Here is a 19,785-nt window from a genome sequence, read left to right as displayed (position 1 = left end):
CCGTATCCACAAGGTTGTCCACAGGTTGTGAACCTGGCACCTGCCTTGTGGAAACAGGATGCCCGAGTGCTGGTTCGTTCGTTGCCAGTTGTCGCATTCCCGCTGGTCAGGGCCCAGATGCTGGTGCCTCGGGGCCGGCAACGGCGGGCCGTCGAGCGAGCGGGGACAGGTGCGGCGACGGACCCTCGGCGGCTTCGAACGTAACGCGGCCTCGGCCCCAGCAGCAAGACGTCATCCACAGGGATGTGCGGGTGTCGACCGCCGCCCCGTAGGCTGGCCTGGCAGGCGGGTGCTCCGGTTTGACCCTGTCGAATCCCAGCGCGTACCGTTGGCCGGTCTGCCGGTGTCGACCGGCGCCGCATGTCCACGGGGCTCAGTCGCCGTGGGTGGGCGGTGCCAGCCGAAGGGCGTCAGCGCACTGACGCTGGCACTGCCGATCTGCCCGGCGGGGAGACCTGCGAACAACCATCGAAAGAGAAGCTCGTGAGCAAGCGTACGTACCAGCCGAACAACCGTCGTCGCCACAAGGTGCACGGGTTCCGCCTGCGCATGCGCACCCGCGCCGGCCGCGCGATCCTGTCCTCGCGGCGCCGCAAGGGCCGCAAGGAACTGGCGGTCTGAGCGACGCCCCGGCCAGCCCAGCGGACCCGCTCGTGCTGACCCGGACGCACCGCCTCACCGACTCGGACTCGTTCCGGAGCACGGTGCGGGCCGGTCGGCGGTCCGGGTCACGCACGCTGGTCCTCCACCTGGGCACGGGCGCCGGCACCGACCCGCCACGGGTCGGACTGGTGGTCAGCAAGGCCGTGGGCAACTCCGTCGTCCGCAACCGCGTGAAACGTCGACTCCGGCACCAGGCCCGGGAGCACCTCGCGTCGCTCCCGGGCTCTGCTGTGCTCGTAGTCCGGGCGCTGCCCGCGGCCGCCGAGGCCTCGTCGGCGGAACTCGCCGACGATCTCGACCGTTGTCTGCGCAAGGTGCTCTCGTGAAGCTGGTGCTGATCGGGATCCTGCGCGCCTACCGCGCGCTGATCAGCCCGCTGTACGGGCAGGTCTGTCGTTACCACCCCTCCTGCTCGGCCTACGCCCTCCAGGCCGTCGAGGAGCACGGCAGCCTGCGCGGCACCTGGCTGGCGGGACGTCGCCTGATGCGCTGCCACCCGTGGGCGGCCGGTGGCTACGATCCGGTTCCGGCCCGCGGCGGCGTCTCGTCTCCCTCACCCCAGCAAGGAGCCTGAATCCGTGGGATTCTTCAGCGACATCGGGTCGCTCATCATGACCCCGCTGTACTACATCATCTCGGCCGTGCTCGTGGGCTGGCACTGGGTCTTCGAGAAGATCGGCCTGGACCCGGACGGCGGCACCTCGTGGGCCCTCTCGATCGTCGGCCTCACCCTGATCATCCGCGCTGCGCTGATCCCGCTGTTCGTCAAGCAGATCAAGTCCAGCCGCAACATGCAGCTGATCCAGCCCAAGGTCAAGGAGCTGCAGAAGAAGTACGGCCACGATCGGGAGCGTCTCGCCCAGGAGACGATGAAGCTGTACAAGGACACGGGGACGAACCCGTTCGCCTCGTGCCTGCCGATCCTGGTGCAGATGCCGATCTTCTTCGCGCTGTTCCGGCTCCTGGACCAGGCCGCGAAGAAGAACACCCCGCACGGCTTCCTGACCGACGACCTCGCCAAGTCCTTCGGGCAGTCCGAGATCCTCGGCCGGGTCCCGCTCTCGGAGAGCTTCTGGCAGGCCCGGGTCTGGGGCGACAGCCCGGACCTCACCGTGATGGTGCTGGCGCTCGTCCTCGTGCTCGCGATGACCGCCACGACCTTCACCACCCAGCGCCAGCTGATGGCCAAGAACATGCCGGCCGACGCGCTGAGCGGCCCCTACGCCCAGCAGCAGAAGCTGCTGCTCTACGTCCTCCCGGTCGCCTTCGGCCTCGGTGGCGTCGCGTTCCCGATCGGCGTGCTCCTCTACTGGACCACCTCGAACCTGTGGACGATGGGCCAGCAGTTCTACGTGATCCGGAACAACCCGGCTCCCGGCACCCCGGCCTTCGCGGCCAAGGAGGAGCGGGAGAAGGCCAAGACGCTGCGCAAGGGCGGCTCGGTCCAGGTCACCCCCGAGCCGGAGCCGGAGGTCGAGCACCGGCCGGCCAAGCGCCAGCAGCCGCAGCGACAGACCCGCGAGCAGCGCAGGAAGGCGGCGGGCGCCAAGCCCGAGGTCTCTGGCGGCTCCCCGAACAAGCGCCCCAAGGGAGGCAAGAAGTGACTGAGGACAGCACCGAAGCGACAGTGGTCTCGGACCAGGACGATGTGGCGGGTGCGGAGACGGGCCGTCTGGCCCGCCTCGAGCGCGAGGGCGACATTGCCGCGGACTACCTCGAGGAGCTCCTCGACATCGCGGACCTCGACGGGGACCTCGACATGGACGTGGAGGGCGACCGCGCGGCCGTCTCGATTGTCGGTGCCGACCTCTCCCAGCTCGTCGGTCGCGACGGCGAGGTGCTCGACGCGCTTCAGGAGCTCACCCGGCTCGCGGTCTACCGCGAGACCGGCGAGCGGTCCCGGCTGATGCTGGACATCTCCGGCTTCCGCGCGGACCGCAAGGCCGAGCTCGAGGAGCTGGCCGCCGCCAAGATCGCCGAGGCTCGGGAGGGCAAGTCGGCGGTCTCCCTCACGCCGATGTCCCCCTTCGAGCGCAAGGTCGTGCACGACGCCGTTGCCGCGGCCGGGCTCTCCTCGGAGTCCGAGGGCGTCGAGCCGCGGCGCTACGTGGTGATCCTTCCCGACTGATGGCCGACCACGTTTCACGTGAAACCGGCGGTGCCGGTGGTACGCCGGCACCCCCCGCGCCGACTGCGGCGCGGGGGGTGTTTGCGTCGGAGCGTCTGGCGCTCGCCCAGGCCTACGCCGACTCCCTGGCCACCGACGGGGTGGTGCGGGGGCTGATCGGCCCGCGTGAGGTGCCCCGGCTGTGGGAGCGGCACCTGCTCAATTGCGGGGTCCTCGCCGAGGCCGTGCCTCAGGGAGCGAGCGTCTGCGACGTCGGGGCCGGCGCCGGCCTGCCGGGCGTGGTCCTCGCGATCGCGCGACCGGACCTGGCGGTCACGCTGGTGGAGCCGCTGCTGCGGCGGACGACGTACCTCGAGGTGGTCGTCGCCGAGCTGGGCCTGGACGGGGTCGAGGTGGTTCGGGGACGCGCGGACGCGGTCCACGGCCGCCGTACCTTCGACGTGGTGACCTCCCGGGCCGTCGCCCCGCTCCCCCGCCTGCTGGAGTGGTCGATGCCCCTGGTCGCGCCCACCGGGGCGCTGGTCGCGATGAAGGGGTCGTCGGTCGCCGACGAGGTGGCGGCCGCGGCGCCGGACCTGCGACGGTGGGGATGTGCCGACCCGGAGGTGCTGACCCTCGGCGCTGGGGTGGTCGATCCACCGACGACTGCCCTCCGAGTGGCTTGGGCCGATCCGTCCCGGGTATCTTGGCCCCTTGCGCCACGAGGCGCCGTCGCGGGGACTCGGCGGGCCGGGCGCACCACATCCCGAAGGCAACGAAAGCAGGGCGCGTGAGCGACGAGTACCGACCGGGAGACGAGGCCCCGCGCAGCGAGGGTTCCGCGGCGAACCAAAAGTTATCCACCGGTCTTTACCCGTCCGCTGAGCCTGACTCTCCACAGGTTGGCGCTAGTTATCCACAGAACTCCTCCTCAACCGCCTCCGGTGTTTCACGTGAAACCGACAGCTCGGGCGTGGACTCCGCCGGAACCACGCAGGCAGATGTTTCACGTGAAACACGGACGCCGTACCGCGTGCGAACCGCTGGCGACATGGCGCCGTATGCCACCGAGCTCGACGCGAACACCACTCCCCTGGCCAAGGCCGCGGAGCACAGCGTGCTGGCGCGCCAGGGCGTGGCGCGGATGGCGATGCCGCGGCCGCCGGCGACCCGGATCTTCGTCGTCGCCAACCAGAAGGGCGGCGTCGGCAAGACCACCTCGACCGTGAACGTCGCTGCGGCCATGTCGCAGCTGGGTCAGCGGGTCCTGGTCATCGACCTGGACCCGCAGGGCAATGCCTCCACCGCGCTGAACATCGACCACCGGCGCGGCGCTCCATCGACGTACGACGCGCTCGTCGACGGCGAGGACCTCGCCAACGTCGTCGCGGTGTGCCCGGACGTGCCGAACCTGGACGTGGTGCCGGCGACCATCGATCTCGCGGGCGCGGAGATCGAGCTGGTCAGCGTGGTGGCCCGTGAGAGCCGGCTGCGCAAGGCAATCCACGGCCATCCGCTGGTCGGCGACGCGGCGACGGCCGGCGAGGACCGCTACGACTACGTCTTCGTGGACTGTCCCCCGTCGCTGGGCCTGCTCACGCTGAACGCGCTGGTCGCCGGCGACGAGATGCTGATCCCGATCCAGGCCGAGTACTACGCGCTCGAGGGCCTCGGCCAGCTGCTCGAGACCGTGGACATGGTCCGGGCCCACCTGAACCAGAACCTCGCCGTCTCCACGATCCTGATCACGATGTACGACGCGCGCACCCGGCTTGCAGCCGGGGTGGCCGAGGAGGTGCGCGAGCACTTCGGCGACCAGGTGCTGCGCACCGTGATCCCCCGGTCGGTGCGGGTCTCGGAGGCGCCGTCGTACGCGCAGACCGTGATGACCTACGACCCGGGCTCCCCCGGGGCGCTGAGCTACTTCGAGGCCGCGCGGGAGATCGCCGCCAAGGGAGGCGCCCGATGAACGCCAGCCGTCCCGCCCCGCGCCGCGGCCTCGGTCGCGGACTGGGGTCGTTGATTCCGACCGGGCCCGCCCCAACCGCCGGTCCTGGCGCCGTTTCAGGCGCCGGAGACGACGGGACGCGGCCGCCGAGTCCGGGGTCCGGCGCTCAGAATGGCTCTGACAGCGGCGGGAACGGGATTCAGGACGGTCCGGGTCTCGCTCCGGTCGCCGGGGCCTACTTCGCCGAGCTCCCGATCGGTTCGATCACGCCCAACCGGGTCCAGCCGCGCACGGTCTTCGATGAGGACGCGATGGCGGAGCTGGTGCACTCGATCCGGGAGATCGGGCTGCTCCAGCCGGTCGTGGTGCGCCGGGTGGGCGAGGACGCCTACGAGCTGGTGATGGGGGAGCGGCGCTGGCGGGCCAGCCAGGAGGCCGGCAAGGACACGATCCCCGCCATCGTCCGCGAGACCGACGACACCGACATGCTGCGCGACGCGCTGCTGGAGAACCTGCATCGCGCGGAGCTGAACCCGCTGGAGGAGGCCTCGGCCTACGCCCAGCTGCTCGACGACTTCGGCTGCACCCACGAGGAGCTCGCCACCCGGATCGGTCGCTCGCGTCCCCAGATCAGCAACACCCTGCGATTGCTCCGCCTGGAGCCGGCCGTGCAGCGCCGGGTGGCGGCCGGGGTGCTCTCCGCCGGACATGCGCGGGCGCTGGTCTCGGTCGAGGACGCCGGACTTCAGGACCGGCTCGCCCAGCGGGTCGTCTCCGAGGGCATCAGCGTGCGTGGCCTCGAGGAGATCGTCGCCGTGGGGGACCACGGCAAGCCGACGGGTCGCGCTCGGCGGGCGAAGCCGTCCGCACCGGGGCTCTCCGACATCGCGGACCGGCTCTCGGACCGCCTGGAGACCCGGGTCAAGGTGGATCTGGGCCGGAGCAAGGGCAAGGTGACTGTGGAGTTCGCCTCGCTGGAGGATCTGCGCCGCATTGTCGACATCATGGACCCGCGCAACCGCCAGGACCGGCCAATCTGAGTCGCTATAGCGCTTTGTCGACTTATAGATGAAGCGCTTCGACGATAGGTCGACAGACCGGGCTGCTGCTCAGGACGAGCGACGCGCTGCGCGGCGCTCGGCCCGGTCCCGGCGCTCCGCGTCGTCGAGGCGCTGGGCCTCCTCCAGCGTCGGCGCGCTGCCGCCGTGCCGGGCCGGCAGCCACCAGGAGCCCGGAGGCTGCTCGGCGGACGGATAGGCAGCGATGGTGTGGTCCAGCAGATCGCTCATCGCCGCGTGCAGCACCGCGGTCTCGGCGACCGGGTCGGTGCCCTCGGGGTGGAGCGGCTCGCCGACGCTGATCGCGATGGTCTTGCCGCGGGAGAAGTCCCGGGGGTGGTCCTTGGTGAAGATCCGCTGGGTGCCCCACAGGATCACCGGCAGCACCGGTACGCCGGCCTCGGCCGCGATTCGGACGGCGCCGGTCTTGAAGTCCTTGAGCTCGAGCGCGCGCGAGATCGTCGCCTCGGGGAAGATCCCGACCGCCTCACCGGCCCGCAGGTTGTCGACCGCCGCGTGGAAGGACCCGATCCCCTCGCCCCGGTCCACCGCGATGTGGTGCATCGAGCGCATCACCGGGCCGCCGACCGGGTGGTCGAAGACCTCGCGCTTGGCCATGAACCGCACCAGCCGCCGGGAGGGGTGCGCGGCGAGGCCGCCGTAGATGAAGTCCAGGTAGCTGACGTGGTTGAAGGCCAGCAGCACGCCGCCGGAGCGGGGCACCCGCTCGGTCCCTGTCATCGTGAAGCGTTGGCCGAGGATCCGGAAACCCGTCTTGGCGGCGGTGATGATCGGGGGGTAGGTGAGGTCACGCACGGGAGGAACCTACCGGGCCGCCCCTCAGCTCAGGTCGGAGCGTGGCCCGTCGTAGCCGCGGGACCCCAGCTCGGGGTCGGGGCCGGTGGCGCCGAAGGTCTCCCGCAGCTCCATCTCGGCCTCGACGACGCCCGCGAGGCGGCGTACGCCCTCCCGGATCCGCTCGGGCGTCGGGTAGCAGAACGAGAGCCGCATCGCACCGGTGCCGTAGCCGTCGGCGAAGAACGCCGTGCCGGGCACGAACGCCACGCGGGCCGTGACGGCCCGGGGGAGCATGCTCTTGGCGTTGACGCCCGGGGGCAGCGTCAGCCAGACGTAGAAGCCCCCGTCCGGGACGTTCCAGCGGCAGGCGGCCGGCATCAGGTCGGAGAGGGCGTCCACCATGGCGTCGCGGCGCTCGCGGTACATCTCCCGGAACTGCTTGATCTGGCCCTGCCAGTCGTGGTTGGCCAGGTACGCCGAGATCGCCATCTGGGAGAACTGCGGCGGGCACAGGGTCGCCGACTCCTGGGCCAGCACCAGCTTCTCGCGCACCGGGGCGGGGGCCAGCGCCCAGCCGACCCGGAACCCGGGGGCGAACGTCTTCGAGAACGAGCCCAGGTAGATGACGTTGTCGGCGGAGTCCGCCCGCAGCGCGCGCATCGGCTCGGCGTCGAAGCCCAGCAGCCCGTAGGGGTTGTCCTCGAGGATCAGGATGCCCTCGGACCGGCAGATGTCGAGGACCTCGGCGCGCCGCGGCGTGGACATCGAGACGCCGGCGGGGTTGTGGAAGTTCGGGATCGTGTAGAGGAACTTGATCGTCTTGCCGGCGGCCTTCACCGCCCGGATGGCCTGGCGCAGCGCCTCGGGGACCAGCCCGTCGGCGTCCATCTCGGCGTGCACGACCTCGCACTGGTAGGCCTTGAAGACCCCCAGCGCGCCGACGTACGACGGGGCCTCGCAGATCACCACGTCGCCGGGGTCGCAGAAGACCCGGGTGACCAGGTCGACCGCCTGCTGGGAGCCGACCGTCACGACCACGTCGTCGGGGTGCGCCTCGATGCCCTCCAGGCGCATCACGTCGGTGATCTGCTCGCGCAGCTCCGGCACGCCCTGCCCGGAGCCGTACTGCATGGCCACCGGCCCCTGCTTGGCGATCAGGTCGGAGATGGCGCCGCCGACCACGTCCAGCGGCAGGCCGGAGATGTTCGGCATCCCGCCGGCCAGCGAGACCACCTCGGGACGGGACGCCACCGCGAACAGGGCCCGGATCTCCGAGGCCGTCATGCCCGCGGTGCGCGCTGCGTACCGGTCGACGAAGGCGTCGAGACGGGCGCTGGGCTGGCGTGCGGGCGAGTTCTCCATGATCCCTCTAGCATGGACGATGGCGGGCCGGACCGCACGCGCAGACCGGCGTTTGGGCGCGTCTGACCCGTCACAGCAGAGGGGGCCCGGTGCCGCGTGGAGCGTCCAGGACGCAGGCGCGGGGCGGCGCGCGCAAGATCGTCCGGCTGACCGTCGACCATCTCGACGCCCTCGTCGGCCCGTGCCGCGGGTGCCTGTTCTGGGAGCTCGACCCGGTCCGTCGGCAGCGGGTGCCGGCCGAGGAGGGCCCCGCCGAGAAGCAGGCCTGGGTCAGCGAGGTGCTGCGCGAGTGGGGCTCGTGCGGGCGGGTCGCGCTGGTCGACGGCCAGCCCGTCGGCTACGTCGTCTACGCCCCGGAGGCGTTCGTGCCGGGGGCCGCCGGGTTCGCGACCGCCCCGATCTCACCGGACGCGGTGCTGCTCACCACGGCGTACGTCGATCCCGCGCACGCGGGCGGGGGACTGGGCCGGATGCTCATCCAGGCGATGGCCCGCGACCTGGTCGGGCGCGGCGGCTTCACGGCGGTGGAGGCCTTCGGGACCCGGGTGCCGAAGGTGCCGGGCGCCTCGTGCGTGCTGCCGGTGGACTTCCTGGGCGGCGTGGGCTTCCGCACCCAGCGGCCGCACCCGCTGACGCCGCGGATGCGGATGGACCTGCGCACCGCCGTGTCCTGGCGCGGCGAGGTCGAGGCGGCGCTGGAGCGCCTGGTCGGGGCCGTCCGGGCCCCCCGACCGGCCCCGAGACCGGCGCAGCCCCCGTCCCCGAGCCCGAGGAACGGGCTGGGAGCGGGGGCCGCGGAGCGGAGCGGTCTGCTCAGGCGATGTAGTCGGCGAGCTCGTTGAGCAGCGCCGCCTTGGGCCGGGCGCCGACGATGGTCTTCACGACCTCGCCGCCCTGGTAGACGTTGATCGTGGGGATGCCGGTCACCCGGTAGGAGGACGGGGTGACCGGGTTCTCGTCCACGTTCATCTTGAAGAACGTGATCTTGTCACCGTGCGCTCCGGCGATCTCGTCGAGGATGGGCGCGACCTGGCGGCACGGGCCGCACCACTCGGCCCAGAAGTCCACGAGGACCGGCTTGTCGGACTTGAGGACCTGCGCCTCGAACTCGGCGTCGGTCACGGCTGCGATGTTGCCCACGACTGTTCCCTTCTCGGATGGGGTGGCCGGTGAGGCCGGTAGTGCTCGGTTGTGCGGCTGCAGGGGAGGAACACCCGCCCGCGGGCGGATGTTCCCCGCTCACAGGCCGGCGGTCTGGACGGTCTCGGAGGCCGCCGATCCCGCGACGGCCTGCTGGGCCTCGTCCCGGGTGGCGGCGGTGTGGTCGAGCTCGGCCAGGTAGCGCTCGGCGTCGAGCGCGGCCGAGCAGCCGGTCCCGGCGGCGGTGATCGCCTGCCGGTAGTGGTGGTCGACGAGGTCGCCGGCCGCGAAGACGCCCGGCAGGTTCGTCGCCGTCGAGGGGTGGGTGACCAGGACGTAGCCGTTCTCGTCGAGGTCGACCTGGCCGCGCAGCAGCTCGGAGCGGGGGTCGTGACCGATCGCGATGAACAGACCGGTCGCCGGCAGCTCGCGGGTCGCGCCGGTGGCGGTGTCCTTGAGGGTGAGCGACTCCAGCCGGTCGGAGCCGTTGATCGACTCGACCACGGAGTTCCACTCGATCTCGAGCTTGGGGTCCGCGAAGGCCCGCTCCTGCATGATCTTGGACGCGCGCAGCTCGTCGCGGCGCACGATCAGCGAGACCTTGGAGCCGAACCGGGTGAGGAAGGTCGCCTCCTCGATCGCGGAGTCGCCGCCGCCGACCACGGCGATGTGCTGGTCGCGGAAGAAGAACCCGTCGCAGGTCGCGCACCACGAGACCCCGCGCCCGGAGAGCTCCTCCTCGTTGGGCAGACCGAGCTTGCGGTAGCCCGAGCCGGTCGCCAGCACCACCGCACGGGCGGTGTGGGTCTCGGTGGCGGTCCGGACGACCTTCAGCTCGCCGGTCAGGTCGACCTCGACCACGTCGTCGGCCACGAGCTCGGCGCCGAAGCGCTCGGCCTGGGCCCGCATCTCGTCCATCAGGGCCGGGCCCATGATGCCGTCGCGGAAGCCCGGGAAGTTCTCGACCTCCGTCGTGTTCATCAGGGCGCCGCCGGCGGTCACGGATCCCTCGAAGACGAGGGGCTGCAGGCTGGCCCGGGCGGCGTACACGGCGGCGGTGTAACCCGACGGGCCGGAGCCGATGATGATCACGTTGCGGGGTTCGGACATGACGTCCTCTCGGGGTCGATGGGGGTTACCTCGACAACCGATCGTAGGGGAGCAGCATTCCCACCGGGGGCCTCAGGGCAGCGGCACGGTGACCGAGCGCAACACCTCGCCGGTGCCGCAGCGCAGCACCTCGACGACGCGGGTGGCGCCCTCGGCCGGCCGGTAGGCGAGGACGGCGGGCTCGCCCTCGTACTGCACGGCCACCAGGTCGCCGTCGCCCCAGGGCCCGGGCTCGCAGGTGAACCACGCCGCCGGGGTCGCGGCGTCCTGCGCGGCGCCCGACCGGGCGGCGCCCCGACCGGCGACGTCGGCGGACAGCGGGCTGATGGCGGCGGCGTCCAGGGCGAAGTGCTCGGGACGCACCTCGACGGGATCCGCGCTGGTCGGCACCGGGGCCGCGCTGGGCTCGACGACCATGCCGAGGGGCACCTCGCTCGAGCTGTCGGCGGGCGTCGAGGACGCCGTCGCGGCGCCGCCGCCGGCCTGGTCGTCCGCGTCGCTGCTGGAGTCGTTGTCGGAGGAGACGAGCTGGCCCGCGACGACGCCGCCGACGACCAGGCAGGCGGCTGCGGCGAGCAGCCGGCCGCCGCGCTGGCGGCGCCGGGCCACGAGCGCGGGGTCGGCTTCGCGGTCCTCGTCGCCGAGCCGGGCCAGCACCTGGTCCAGGCGGGCCGCGACGTCGTCGGGCACCGGCCCGTCGTGGCGGGCGTCGGCGAGGAGGTCGCGCACCCGGTCCTCCTGCTCGGGGGTCAGGTCAGGCTCCGGGGTCGGGGCGGGGTTCCGGGGCTCGGTCACGGCGGTGCACCTCCTTCGGGTCTGGCGGGTCTGGCGGGGTCGGGCGGGTCGGGCGGGGAGTCTGGATCTGTCGGGGGATGGTCTCAGGTCAGCCGGGAGCCGCCGGGGTCGGCCCCAGGACGCCCAGGAGCACCGCCAGCCGGGCTCGGCCGCGGGCGCAGCGCGACTTCACGGTCCCGACCGGGCAGCCGAGGACCGCGGCCGCCTCGGCGACCGGATAGCCCTCCATGTCGACCAGCACTAGGGCGGCGCGCTGCTCGGGGGGCAGGGCGCGCAGGGCGGCCAGCACCAGGCGGCGGGTCTCCGCCTGGTCCGCCCGTGCGGCGGGGTCGTCCGTGGGCGACCCACCGGTCGAGTACGCCGGGTCGGACTCGCCCAGGTCCGCGGGCAGCGGCTCGCTGCGGCGTACCCGGGTGGCGCGCAGGCGGTCGAGACAGGCGTTCACCACCACCCGGTGCAGCCAGGTCGCCACCGCCGCCTCGCCGCGGAACGTCGCGGCCCTCCGGTACGCCGCCACCAGGCCGTCCTGGAGCCCGTCCGCGGCGTCCTCGGGGTGGCCGGTGGTGCGCAGCGCCACCGCCCACAGGCGGTCGCGGTGCCGGGCCACCAGGGTGCCGAACGCGTCGGTGTCGCCGGCGACGTGGGCGGCCAGCAGGTCGGCGTCGGTCCGCGGGTCGTCGCCGGGGGCGCTCATCCGCGCACCGCGACCTCGGCGACCTCGGCGCGGAAGCCGCCGTCCACCCCGGGCAGCCCGGTGAACCACAGCGTGACGAACCGGCCCCGGACCGGCTCCTCGAGCTCGATGCGGGCGTCGGGGCCGACGGCCTCGGTCAGCACGGGCTCGAGCCCGGCGACGTCGGAGACGGCCTCGTCGGTGACGTAGACCGCGACCTCGGTCGGCTCGCCCACCAGTGACAGCCCCACCTGGGCGACGTCGCGCTCGGCACCGAGGTCGACCTGCAGGCCCACCCCGGTCTTCAGGCCCGCGGGACCGAGCTGCTGGAGGTACGTCGAGCTCCGCCAGGTCGTCGCCGGGTCGCCGTCCACGGTGAGCGCCGTGCTCTCGGGATTCTCCGCGCCGTCGCCCTGGGGATCGAGGTCGGAGACGGCCAGGTCGGGGATCGCCACCGGCGCCGACGGGGACTCGCTCGGGCTGCGGGAGGGCGGCGAGTCGGGCTCGGCTCCGAGGGGTGTCTTGCCCCGGCCCAGGTTGACGGCGACCACGACGGCGACCAGCAGCAGCAGCCCCGCGCCCAGCCCGGCGGCCAGCCGCAGCCAGCTGCGGCCCGGCACCTCCGTCGCCGCGCCGGCGTCGGGCTCCTCGGGGATCGCGGTCAGGCCGGTCCCGGTGCCGCGGCCGGTGTCCCAGGGCCAGTACTCGTCGCCGGACGGTCGGTCCTGGCGGTCGGGCCGGGGCCGGCGCGGGGGCGTCCCGTCGGACGGCTCGGGAGCGAAGAGGGGGCGCTCCGGTGGCGCGTCGAACGGGGGCGGCGGGGTCGCGGCCTCGGACGACGCGGCGTACCACTGATCGTCCAGGGGCTCGTCGTCGAAGACCGGCATCCCAGCCTGGGTCGCCAGCTCGGGCGGCTCCGGGGCCGCGGGCTTCGGGGTGGCGGTCGTCGGGGCGGGCGGCTCCGGGGCGGGCGGCTGGTCGGGCTGGTGCAGCAGCAGGTCGGGGACCGGCGGCAGCACCACGGTCTCGGGCCCGCGGTGGGCGTTCGCCACCGCGAGCTGGTCCGGGATCCCGGTCGGGTCGCCGACGAAGTCGGCCAGCAGGTCCGCGATGACGCGCGCGGAGTACGCCGGCCGCAGCTCGCGCCCGCGGGCGACCGGGACCGCGTTGAGCACCTCGTCGCACAGCGTGTCCAGCGGCCGCGGCACCCCGGCGCGGACCTGGCGCGGCCGCAGCAGGCGGCCGTTCTCGCGCAGCGCGGGCGGAGCCCCGGAGGGCGAGCACCCGGCCCAGCGACCGGTCAGCGACCAGTACAGGAGCCCGGCCAGGTCGGTGAGGTCGTCGTCGGTGCGGTCCGGCGGCAGGCCGTGCAGCGCGGCGTCGACGGCGAGCCCGATCACCCGGACGGCGCCGGCGCGGTCGATCAGCACGTTCTCGGGGACCAGCCGGCCGTGCGCCACGCCCGCGGCGTGCGCCCGGCTGAGCGTGTCGGCCACCTCGCCGACCAGCCACGCCGCCTGGCGCGGCGGCAGCGGCCCGTGGGTGGCGACCAGCACGTCCAGGGAGGTCCCCGAGCCCCACTCGTTGACGACGTAGCAGAACCCCTCGGTGCGCTCGGCGTCGAGCACCCGCAGCACGCGGCGGTCCGGCACGGTCGCGGAGCGGCGGGCCGCCTCGACCAGGCCCGCGGCTCGCCCGTCGTCCTCGGCGATGACGTGCAGGGCGACGTGCCGCTCCAGGATCCGGTCGTGCGCTCGCCAGAACCGGCCGTTGCCACTCTCGCTGAGCAGGTCGACCAGGCGGTAGCGCGCGGCGAGCACGTCGCCGGGGCGGATGGACTGCGGCACGTGGTGGCTGCGGCTCCTTCCCGGGGAGTGGGTCCCGACCGGTGGGCGGGGTCGGGCTGCGGTCATCGTAGGCCGGTCAACGCCGCCGCCGGGTCGGGAGTCGCCGAAGCACCAGGTCGAGGACCTCGGTCACCTCGCTCAGCCGCAGCAGCCGGGCCAGGAGCAGGAAGACCACGAGGTCGACGCCCGCGACCACGGCGGCGCCCAGCACGCTTCCGAACCATCCCGGGTCCGTGCCGAGGAGCGCGCGGGTCCCGAGCAGGGCCAGCCCCGCCACGGCCGTGGAGACGATCGTGACCAGCGCCAGGCGCAGTCCGAAGCGCACCAGCCGGCCCCCGTCGAGGGTGCCGACCCGGCGCCGCAGCACCACGACCGACAGCACCGCGCCGACGAGGTAGGAGGCGGTGTACGCCGCGACCAGGGCCGGCGCGGTGTGCACCGGGTCGAGGGCCCGGACCAGGAGCACCGCGACGGCGATGTTGGTGCCCGCGACCCAGCACTGGTTGAAGAACACCGTGCGGGTCTGCTCCAGCGCGTAGAACCCGCGCAGCACCAGGTAGTGGACCGTGAACAGCAGCAGGCCGGGCCCGAACGCCGCCAGCGTCGGCACGAGCGCGTCGGGGTCCTCCCCGGAGGCGCCGAAGCCGAACAGCACCCGCGCGACGTACGGCGCCAGGAGCGGGAGCAGCGCGGCGAACGGCACCATGATCGCCAGCGAGCTGCGCAGCGTCGCCGAGAGGGTGCGGCCGACCGCTGCCAGCTCGTCGGCGGCCGCGCTGGCGGAGAGCCGGGGCAGGATCGCGGTCGCGAGCGAGACGGTGATGACCGCGTGCGGGACCATCACGATCAGCAGCGCGAAGGAGTAGACGGTGGTGCCGGTGCCGTCCGCGCCCTCGGCGACGCCGCTGGAGCCGAGGTTCACCGTGACCGTGTAGGCGATCTGGTTGACCACCACGAACAGGACCGTCCACACGCCGAGCCGGAAGGTGTGTCCCAGCCCGGTGCCACGGAAGTCGAACCGGGGCCGGTAGCGGAAGCCCGCCGAGCGCAGGTACGGGACCAGGATCAGGAACTGGACGGCGATGCCCGCCGTGGAGCCGAGACCCAGGAGCAGCTCCTGGCTGCTGGTGTAGGCGTCGCGCTGCTCGTCGCCCTGGGCGGCCCCGAAGGCCACCAGGTAGGCGGCCAGGACGCCGATCGAGATCAGGTTGTTCGCGACCGGCGCCCACATCATCGGGCCGAACCGCTCGCGGGAGTTGAGCACCTGCCCGACCAGCGCGAACATGCCGTAGAAGAAGACCTGGGGCAGGCAGTAGCGCGCCAGGTCGATGACCGAGTCGCGCTGGGCCGCCAGCTCTGGCGTGTCGTAGGCGGCGCTGAGGTAGACGGACAGGACGAGCGGCGCGGCGAGCACCAGGATCACCGAGACCGCGGCGAGGAAGATCGCGGACAGCGTCAGGATGCGGCTGGTGTAGGCGTCGCCGCCGTCGGGGTCGTTGCGCATCGCGCGGACCAGCTGCGGGACCAGGACCGCGTTGAAGACCCCGCCCGCGAGCAGGATGTAGAGGGCGTTGGGGATCGTGTTGGCGATCGTGAACAGCTCGCCGTGCAGGCCGATCCCGAGGGCCGCGGCCAGCAGCGCCGTACGCACGAAGCCGCTGAGCCGCGAGACCACGGTCCCGGCGGCCATCACGGCGCTGGAGCGCAGGATCTTGGTCTGCTCGTCGGTGCTGGTCATGCGCGGGTGTCTGCCTCTGGTTCGTAGTCCGGGCGGCGGGCGTGGTCGGGAGCCGGGTGCTGCGCCGGGTCGGTCGCGGGGTCGGCGGCGGGCGCGGGCGCAGCGGCCTCGCGCGGCCCGGCGCCCGGGTCGGCGTCCGGGTCGGCGCCCGGGTCGGACCCGCGCTCGGTGAGCAGCCGGCTGCGACGCAGCCGCCGGGCCAGCCGGACCCCGACCGCTCCGGCCAGGAGTGCGAACCCGATGCCGATGATCACCCAGATCACGGCGCTCACCTGGGCCGCCCGGATCGGCAGCTGGTCGGAGGCGCCGAGGGCGGTGCCGTCGAGGTCGGTCAGCACCAGCGTGACGTTGTGGACGCCCTGCTGGTCGGTGCGGGCCACGAGCAGGACCGTGCGCTGGCTGCGGGCGGCCAGGTCGATGGTCTCCGGGACCTCGATGTCGACCGGCTCGTCGGAGAAGGCCTCGATGCCGACGGTGACGGGCTCGTCGAGGTTGTTGGCGACCGTCACCGAGAACCGGCCGCTCGCGCTGGACAGCGTGACCTGCGGCGGCGCGCTGAGGTCGACGCTGCGCACCCGCTCGTCGATCCAGGCCTGAGCGGCCTCCGCCCGCCGCCGCGAGGCCTGCGGGCGGGAGCGCGCCTCGTAGGACAGCCCGGTCAGGGCCTCGCCCTCGACCACGGTCCCGACCCGGTCGTTGAGCGTGAGCAGGTTCTGCAGGGTGCGCCCGGCCCGGCGCAGGCCGGCCGCCGCAGCGAAGGCGGCACCGTCCAGCTCGGCGGTCTCCTCCGTCGCCGGGTAGCGCAGGTCCTCCGCCGCCACGGCCTTCGGGGTCACGTCGGTGGCCCGATCCAGCGTGGTCAGGTCCACCCACGGCAGGTCGAGGCCCGCGAAGAACTGCGTCGCGCCGCTGGGACGCCAGTTCGTGGGCAGCGTGACGACGAGCGGCGACGTGCGCCCGCGCACCCGGCGTACGGCGGCCTCGGCGAGGATCCGCTGGCGCACCGCGACCGCGGCGGTCCGGTCGTCGGGGCCCGGTCCGCCCTCGGCGGCGCCCGCGGAGGCCACCACGAGGGCCCGGCCGTCCACCGAGGCCACGGTGGGGTCGCTGCCGGCGATCATCCGGTCCGAGACCAGCAGCGTGTCCTCGGAGCCGGCCAGGTCGAGGGCGCCGGCGCTGAGGAGGCCGCTCGGCGGAGCCACGGCCGGCGTGGAGGCGATCCCCCACGAGCTCAGGACGTCGCCGGTGAGGGCTCGCGCGGCGGGGTAGAACGCCGGGCGGCGGACGGCCGCGGCGGCCACGTCCAGGTCGCCGTACGGCAGCGCCAGCACGGACTGGCCCTCCAGGGCGGGGCGCAGGTCGGCCAGCCAGTCGGCGGCCGCCGCAGCCGCAGCGGCGACCACGGGGTCCTCGGGCTTCGCCTGCTCCTCGTCCTCCTCGCCGGCGTCCTCGCTCGCGCCGGGGGACTCGGGGGCGGTGCCGTGCGGGGTCTCGCGCCGCTCGTCCTCGTCGGCCGGGGCCGAGGGGGATGCCGACTCGCCGTCCGCCCCGGGCTCGCCCTCCTGGGCCTCGGCCAGGTCGGGGTCGGTGGTGGTGTCGGGGTCGATCGTGGCCGCGAGCGAGCGGGCCGGGTTGCCGGCGGCCAGGCGGGCCACGGCGTCCGGGATCGCGGGGTCGACGAGCCAGGTGACCGGCTGGTTGCCCGCTCCCGTGCCCAGGTCGAGCAGCGAGCGCAACCGGCCGCCGGCGCCCAGGGTCCGGGCCCAGGCGGCCGGGCCGGCGACGGAGCCGTCCGCGGCGTACCGCACCCGGCCGCGCAGGGGCACCACCAGCGCCGTGCGGACCGGCTCCACGACTGCCGCGCGGCCGCCCCGTCCCGGCTCCTCGACGAGCGGCAGGAAGGTGCGGGCCCGGCCGTCGGCGACCATGTCCCGCGGTGACTGGTCGGCGCCGCCGAGGGCGTGCACGCCGAACCAGTAGACGCCCGGTCCACCGTCGGGGAGGTCGCGGCGCGCGACCGTGAGCGTGTACGGCGCGCTCTCGCCCGGCGCCAGCTCCGGGATCGTGGCGTAGGGACCCTGGTCGACGAGGCGGTCGCCGACCGAGGCCTCCGGGTCGGTGGCGGCGGCCTCGGTGAGCTCGGCGCGCGAGGTCATCGGGGTCTCGGAGGCGAAGGGGTACAGGTTCACCGTCGACCAGGTCTCGGTGTCGCGGTTCGTGACGGTGCCGGTGATCCGGACTGGGCCGCGCACCGGCACGGCGGCGGGGGACAGCGAGCCGATCGTCACCACGAGCGGGGCGTCGCCCTCGGCGCTCGCGACGGCGGTGGTCCCCGCGCCGGTCCCGGTGCCGGTGGCGGTGCTGATGCCGGTGGCGGTGCTGGTGGCGGGCGACGCGGCGGCCGAGCCGGGGAGCAGCGTCAGTCCGGCCACCGCCACGAGGGCAGGCAGCAGCGACCGGGGGCGGACCATGGCTGCGACTCTATCCGCCGGTCCGCGCCGGTGGGGGAGCCACCGACGGCGGTTGTCGGGCCGGTCACGGCGCCGCCTAGACTGTCCCGTCGTGTCCGATGCCGAGCTCCCCCCGCTGAACCTCGTCGAGGTGCAACGCTCGGTGGCCGCCGAGCTGGACCGGGTCGCGCCGGTCATCGACGAGCTGGGCCGGCGCTTCGCGGCTGCCGGGCACGAGCTGGCCCTGGTGGGCGGACCCGTGCGCGACGCGATGCTCGGGCGCCACCACAACGACCTGGACTTCACGACCTCGGCCCGTCCCGAGGCGACCGAGAAGATCCTGAAGTCCTGGGGCGAGGCGACCTGGGACATGGGTCGCGCCTTCGGGACCATCGGCTGCCGGCGCGGCGAGTGGGTGGTCGAGGTCACGACGTACCGCTCGGAGTCCTACGACCCCGACTCGCGCAAGCCCGACGTCGACTTCGGGGACTCCCTGGAGGCCGACCTCGGCCGCCGGGACTTCACAGTGAACGCGATGGCGGTCCGGCTGCCCGGCCGGGAGGTCGAGGACCCGTACGGCGGGGTCGTCGACCTCGCCCACCGGATGCTGCGCACCCCGGGCCGGCCCGAGGACTCCTTCTCCGACGACCCGCTGCGGATGATGCGGGCCGCGCGCTTCGCCGCGCAGCTCGGCTTCACCGTCCACCCCGACGTGGTCGCGGCGATGACAGCGATGGCCGGGCGCATCGACATCATCTCCGCCGAGCGGGTCCGCGACGAGCTGGTCAAGCTGATCTGCGCGCCGTACCCCCGGCTGGGGCTGACCCTGCTTGTGGAGACCGGGCTGGCCGAGCGGGTGCTGCCGGAGCTGCCGGCGCTGGCCCTGGAGCGCGACGAGCACCACCGGCACAAGGACGTCTACGAGCACACGCTCACCGTGCTCGAGCAGGCCATCGACCTCGAGGACCGGCTCGGCGGCAAGCCCGACTTCGTCTCCCGGTTCGCGGCGCTGATGCACGACGTCGGCAAGCCCCGCACCCGCCGCTTCGTGGACGACGGCACCGTCACCTTCCACCACCACGACGTGGTCGGCGCCAAGATCACCCGCAAGCGGATGAAGGCGCTGCGCTTCTCCAACGACGAGATCGACGCGGTGAGCAGGCTCGTGGAGCTGCACCTGCGCTTCCACGGCTACGGGTCGGGGGAGTGGACCGACTCCGCCGTACGCCGCTACGTGCGCGACGCCGGCGACCAGCTCGAGCGCCTGCACGTGCTGACCCGCGCCGACTGCACCACGCGCAACAGGCGCAAGGCCGACCGGCTGCGGCGTACCTACGACGAGCTCGAGGAGCGGATCGCGGTGCTGTCCGAGGCCGAGGAGCTGGCCTCGATCCGCCCCGACCTCGACGGCAACCAGATCATGGGGATCCTCGGCATCGGCCCCGGCCGCGAGGTCGGCGAGGCCTACCGGCACCTGCTGGAGCTGCGGATGGAGCGCGGCCCGATGACCGAGGACGAGGCCCGCGCCGAGCTGCAGGAGTGGTGGGCGCGGCGCTGAGGCGTTCTCTGCTGGTCGGCTGGCCCGCCCCGCTAGCGTGACGCCATGAGCGCCACGACGTCCGTCCCGGACCTGTCCCGCGAGATCGAGATCGACGCACCCCCCGCCCGGGTCTGGGCGCTGGTCTCCGACGTACGCCGGATGTCGGAGTGGAGCCCGCAGGTGGTCCGCTCCTTCGTCCGCGGCGGGGTGGTCCGGCGCGGCACCACGTTCCTCAACGTCAACCGCCGTGGCCTGCTGTTCTGGCCCACCCGCGGCCGGGTGGTCCGCTTCGACCCGCACCGCGAGTTCGCGTTCCAGATCGCGGAGAACTGGACGATCTGGTCGTTCACGCTGGAGGAGACCGGCACCGGCACCCGGGTCGTGCAGCGCCGCGAGGCGCCGCGCGGGATCTCCGGGGTCTCCCGCCGGCTGACCCAGGTGGCCCTGGGCGGCCAGGAGCCCTTCACCGTCGAGCTGCTCGACGGCATGGCGCAGACGCTGGAGCGGGTGAAGGCCGAGGCCGAGGCCCGCTGAGGCTGGCCGACCGGAGGACCCC

Annotated in this window: 20 protein-coding genes; 11 read left to right on the top strand and 9 right to left on the bottom strand. The window is 73.6% G+C overall.

What is annotated here, in order from left to right; all coding sequences use genetic code 11:
- Positions 1-483 precede the first annotated feature (483 nt).
- The 8 genes from rpmH (at position 484) to EBO35_RS19225 (ending at position 5,758) form a co-directional block, all read left to right on the top strand.
- A complete protein-coding gene (gene rpmH / locus EBO35_RS19260; protein ID WP_101525941.1) occupies positions 484-621 on the top strand; it encodes a 50S ribosomal protein L34 in 138 nt (45 codons plus the stop codon).
- Positions 622-653: 32 nt separating this feature from the next.
- Positions 654-989 (top strand): ribonuclease P protein component, encoded by a 336-nt coding sequence (rnpA, locus tag EBO35_RS19255; protein ID WP_122819164.1) that lies wholly within the window; start codon positions 654-656, stop codon positions 987-989.
- A complete protein-coding gene (gene yidD / locus EBO35_RS19250) occupies positions 986-1,237 on the top strand; it encodes a membrane protein insertion efficiency factor YidD (protein ID WP_206422621.1) in 252 nt (83 codons plus the stop codon). Before rnpA ends, yidD begins: the two co-directional genes overlap by 4 nt.
- Positions 1,238-1,274: 37 nt before the next feature.
- On the top strand, positions 1,275-2,267 hold the full coding sequence (yidC, locus tag EBO35_RS19245; protein ID WP_317983538.1) for a membrane protein insertase YidC: 993 nt from the start codon (positions 1,275-1,277) through the stop codon (positions 2,265-2,267).
- A 23-nt stretch (positions 2,268-2,290) separates the two neighbouring features.
- Positions 2,291-2,791 carry a Jag family protein gene (locus EBO35_RS19240; protein WP_164478081.1) on the top strand — a complete coding sequence of 167 codons (501 nt, stop codon included), beginning with the start codon at positions 2,291-2,293 and terminating at the stop codon, positions 2,789-2,791.
- Positions 2,792-2,868: 77 nt separating this feature from the next.
- Complete coding sequence (gene rsmG, locus EBO35_RS19235; RefSeq protein ID WP_241153782.1) at positions 2,869-3,564, top strand: 16S rRNA (guanine(527)-N(7))-methyltransferase RsmG; 696 nt, start codon at positions 2,869-2,871, stop codon at positions 3,562-3,564.
- Positions 3,565-3,821: 257 nt separating this feature from the next.
- A complete protein-coding gene (locus tag EBO35_RS19230; RefSeq protein WP_122819159.1) occupies positions 3,822-4,739 on the top strand; it encodes a ParA family protein in 918 nt (305 codons plus the stop codon).
- Positions 4,736-5,758, top strand: coding sequence for a ParB/RepB/Spo0J family partition protein (locus EBO35_RS19225; protein ID WP_122819158.1), 1,023 nt, complete (start codon positions 4,736-4,738; stop codon positions 5,756-5,758). Before EBO35_RS19230 ends, EBO35_RS19225 begins: the two co-directional genes overlap by 4 nt.
- A 69-nt stretch (positions 5,759-5,827) precedes the next feature.
- On the opposite strand, the gene EBO35_RS19220 is transcribed toward EBO35_RS19225, so the two are convergent.
- Both EBO35_RS19220 and EBO35_RS19215 read right to left on the bottom strand, forming a co-directional pair.
- Positions 5,828-6,592, bottom strand: coding sequence for a lysophospholipid acyltransferase family protein (locus EBO35_RS19220; RefSeq protein WP_122819157.1), 765 nt, complete (start codon positions 6,590-6,592; stop codon positions 5,828-5,830).
- 24 nt (positions 6,593-6,616) lie between these two features.
- On the bottom strand, positions 6,617-7,936 hold the full coding sequence (locus EBO35_RS19215; protein ID WP_122819156.1) for an aminotransferase-like domain-containing protein: 1,320 nt from the start codon (positions 7,934-7,936) through the stop codon (positions 6,617-6,619).
- 89 nt (positions 7,937-8,025) lie between these two features.
- On the opposite strand from EBO35_RS19215, the gene EBO35_RS19210 reads away from it, so the two are divergent.
- Complete coding sequence (locus EBO35_RS19210; RefSeq protein ID WP_122819155.1) at positions 8,026-8,778, top strand: GNAT family N-acetyltransferase; 753 nt, start codon at positions 8,026-8,028, stop codon at positions 8,776-8,778.
- Here EBO35_RS19210 and trxA read toward each other — a convergent pair.
- The 7 genes from trxA to EBO35_RS19660 all read right to left on the bottom strand — a co-directional run bounded on the left by trxA (position 8,750) and on the right by EBO35_RS19660 (position 17,710).
- Entirely contained in the window at positions 8,750-9,076 is a 327-nt protein-coding gene (gene trxA / locus EBO35_RS19205) for a thioredoxin (protein ID WP_122819154.1), read from the bottom strand. The genes EBO35_RS19210 and trxA overlap by 29 nt on opposite strands.
- 99 nt (positions 9,077-9,175) lie before the next feature.
- On the bottom strand, positions 9,176-10,186 hold the full coding sequence (gene trxB / locus EBO35_RS19200) for a thioredoxin-disulfide reductase (protein ID WP_241153781.1): 1,011 nt from the start codon (positions 10,184-10,186) through the stop codon (positions 9,176-9,178).
- Positions 10,187-10,258: 72 nt separating this feature from the next.
- The gene (locus EBO35_RS19195; RefSeq protein ID WP_122819153.1) at positions 10,259-10,981 is read right to left on the bottom strand and encodes a hypothetical protein; all 723 of its coding nucleotides are present in this window, start codon (positions 10,979-10,981) and stop codon (positions 10,259-10,261) included.
- An 88-nt stretch (positions 10,982-11,069) separates the two neighbouring features.
- Positions 11,070-11,675 carry an RNA polymerase sigma factor SigM gene (sigM, locus tag EBO35_RS19190; protein ID WP_122819152.1) on the bottom strand — a complete coding sequence of 202 codons (606 nt, stop codon included), beginning with the start codon at positions 11,673-11,675 and terminating at the stop codon, positions 11,070-11,072.
- Entirely contained in the window at positions 11,672-13,501 is a 1,830-nt protein-coding gene (locus EBO35_RS19185) for a protein kinase family protein (RefSeq protein ID WP_164478052.1), read from the bottom strand. Before EBO35_RS19185 ends, sigM begins: the two co-directional genes overlap by 4 nt.
- Positions 13,502-13,577: 76 nt before the next feature.
- Positions 13,578-15,239, bottom strand: coding sequence for a murein biosynthesis integral membrane protein MurJ (gene murJ / locus EBO35_RS19180; RefSeq protein WP_122819150.1), 1,662 nt, complete (start codon positions 15,237-15,239; stop codon positions 13,578-13,580).
- Complete coding sequence (locus tag EBO35_RS19660) at positions 15,236-17,710, bottom strand: DUF6049 family protein (RefSeq protein ID WP_164478051.1); 2,475 nt, start codon at positions 17,708-17,710, stop codon at positions 15,236-15,238. The genes murJ and EBO35_RS19660 overlap by 4 nt, the downstream gene beginning before the upstream one ends.
- Before the next feature lie 91 nt (positions 17,711-17,801).
- Between EBO35_RS19660 and EBO35_RS19170 the strand changes: the two genes are divergently transcribed.
- Both EBO35_RS19170 and EBO35_RS19165 read left to right on the top strand, forming a co-directional pair.
- On the top strand, positions 17,802-19,247 hold the full coding sequence (locus tag EBO35_RS19170) for a CCA tRNA nucleotidyltransferase (RefSeq protein WP_241153780.1): 1,446 nt from the start codon (positions 17,802-17,804) through the stop codon (positions 19,245-19,247).
- A 45-nt stretch (positions 19,248-19,292) separates the two neighbouring features.
- Positions 19,293-19,763, top strand: coding sequence for an SRPBCC family protein (locus EBO35_RS19165; protein WP_122819148.1), 471 nt, complete (start codon positions 19,293-19,295; stop codon positions 19,761-19,763).
- Positions 19,764-19,785: the final 22 nt, after the last annotated feature.

Source organism: Nocardioides pantholopis (assembly GCF_003710085.1).
Classification (GTDB): domain Bacteria; phylum Actinomycetota; class Actinomycetes; order Propionibacteriales; family Nocardioidaceae; genus Nocardioides; species Nocardioides pantholopis.
Note: the sequence above shows the minus strand (reverse complement) of the source record. Positions and strands in the feature narration are given on the sequence as shown.

Excerpts from the sequence above, each read along its gene's own strand:
- yidC (WP_317983538.1), top strand. The coding sequence starts at position 1,275 with ATGACCCCGCTGTACTACATCATCTCGGCCGTGCTCGTGGGCTGGCAC.
- EBO35_RS19230 (WP_122819159.1), top strand. The coding sequence starts at position 3,822 with ATGGCGCCGTATGCCACCGAGCTCGACGCGAACACCACTCCCCTGGCC.
- EBO35_RS19225 (WP_122819158.1), top strand. The coding sequence starts at position 4,736 with ATGAACGCCAGCCGTCCCGCCCCGCGCCGCGGCCTCGGTCGCGGACTG.
- EBO35_RS19215 (WP_122819156.1), bottom strand. The coding sequence starts at position 7,936 with ATGGAGAACTCGCCCGCACGCCAGCCCAGCGCCCGTCTCGACGCCTTC.
- trxB (WP_241153781.1), bottom strand. The coding sequence starts at position 10,186 with ATGTCCGAACCCCGCAACGTGATCATCATCGGCTCCGGCCCGTCGGGT.
- sigM (WP_122819152.1), bottom strand. The coding sequence starts at position 11,675 with ATGAGCGCCCCCGGCGACGACCCGCGGACCGACGCCGACCTGCTGGCC.
- murJ (WP_122819150.1), bottom strand. The coding sequence starts at position 15,239 with ATGACCAGCACCGACGAGCAGACCAAGATCCTGCGCTCCAGCGCCGTG.
- EBO35_RS19660 (WP_164478051.1), bottom strand. The coding sequence starts at position 17,710 with ATGGTCCGCCCCCGGTCGCTGCTGCCTGCCCTCGTGGCGGTGGCCGGA.
- EBO35_RS19165 (WP_122819148.1), top strand. The coding sequence starts at position 19,293 with ATGAGCGCCACGACGTCCGTCCCGGACCTGTCCCGCGAGATCGAGATC.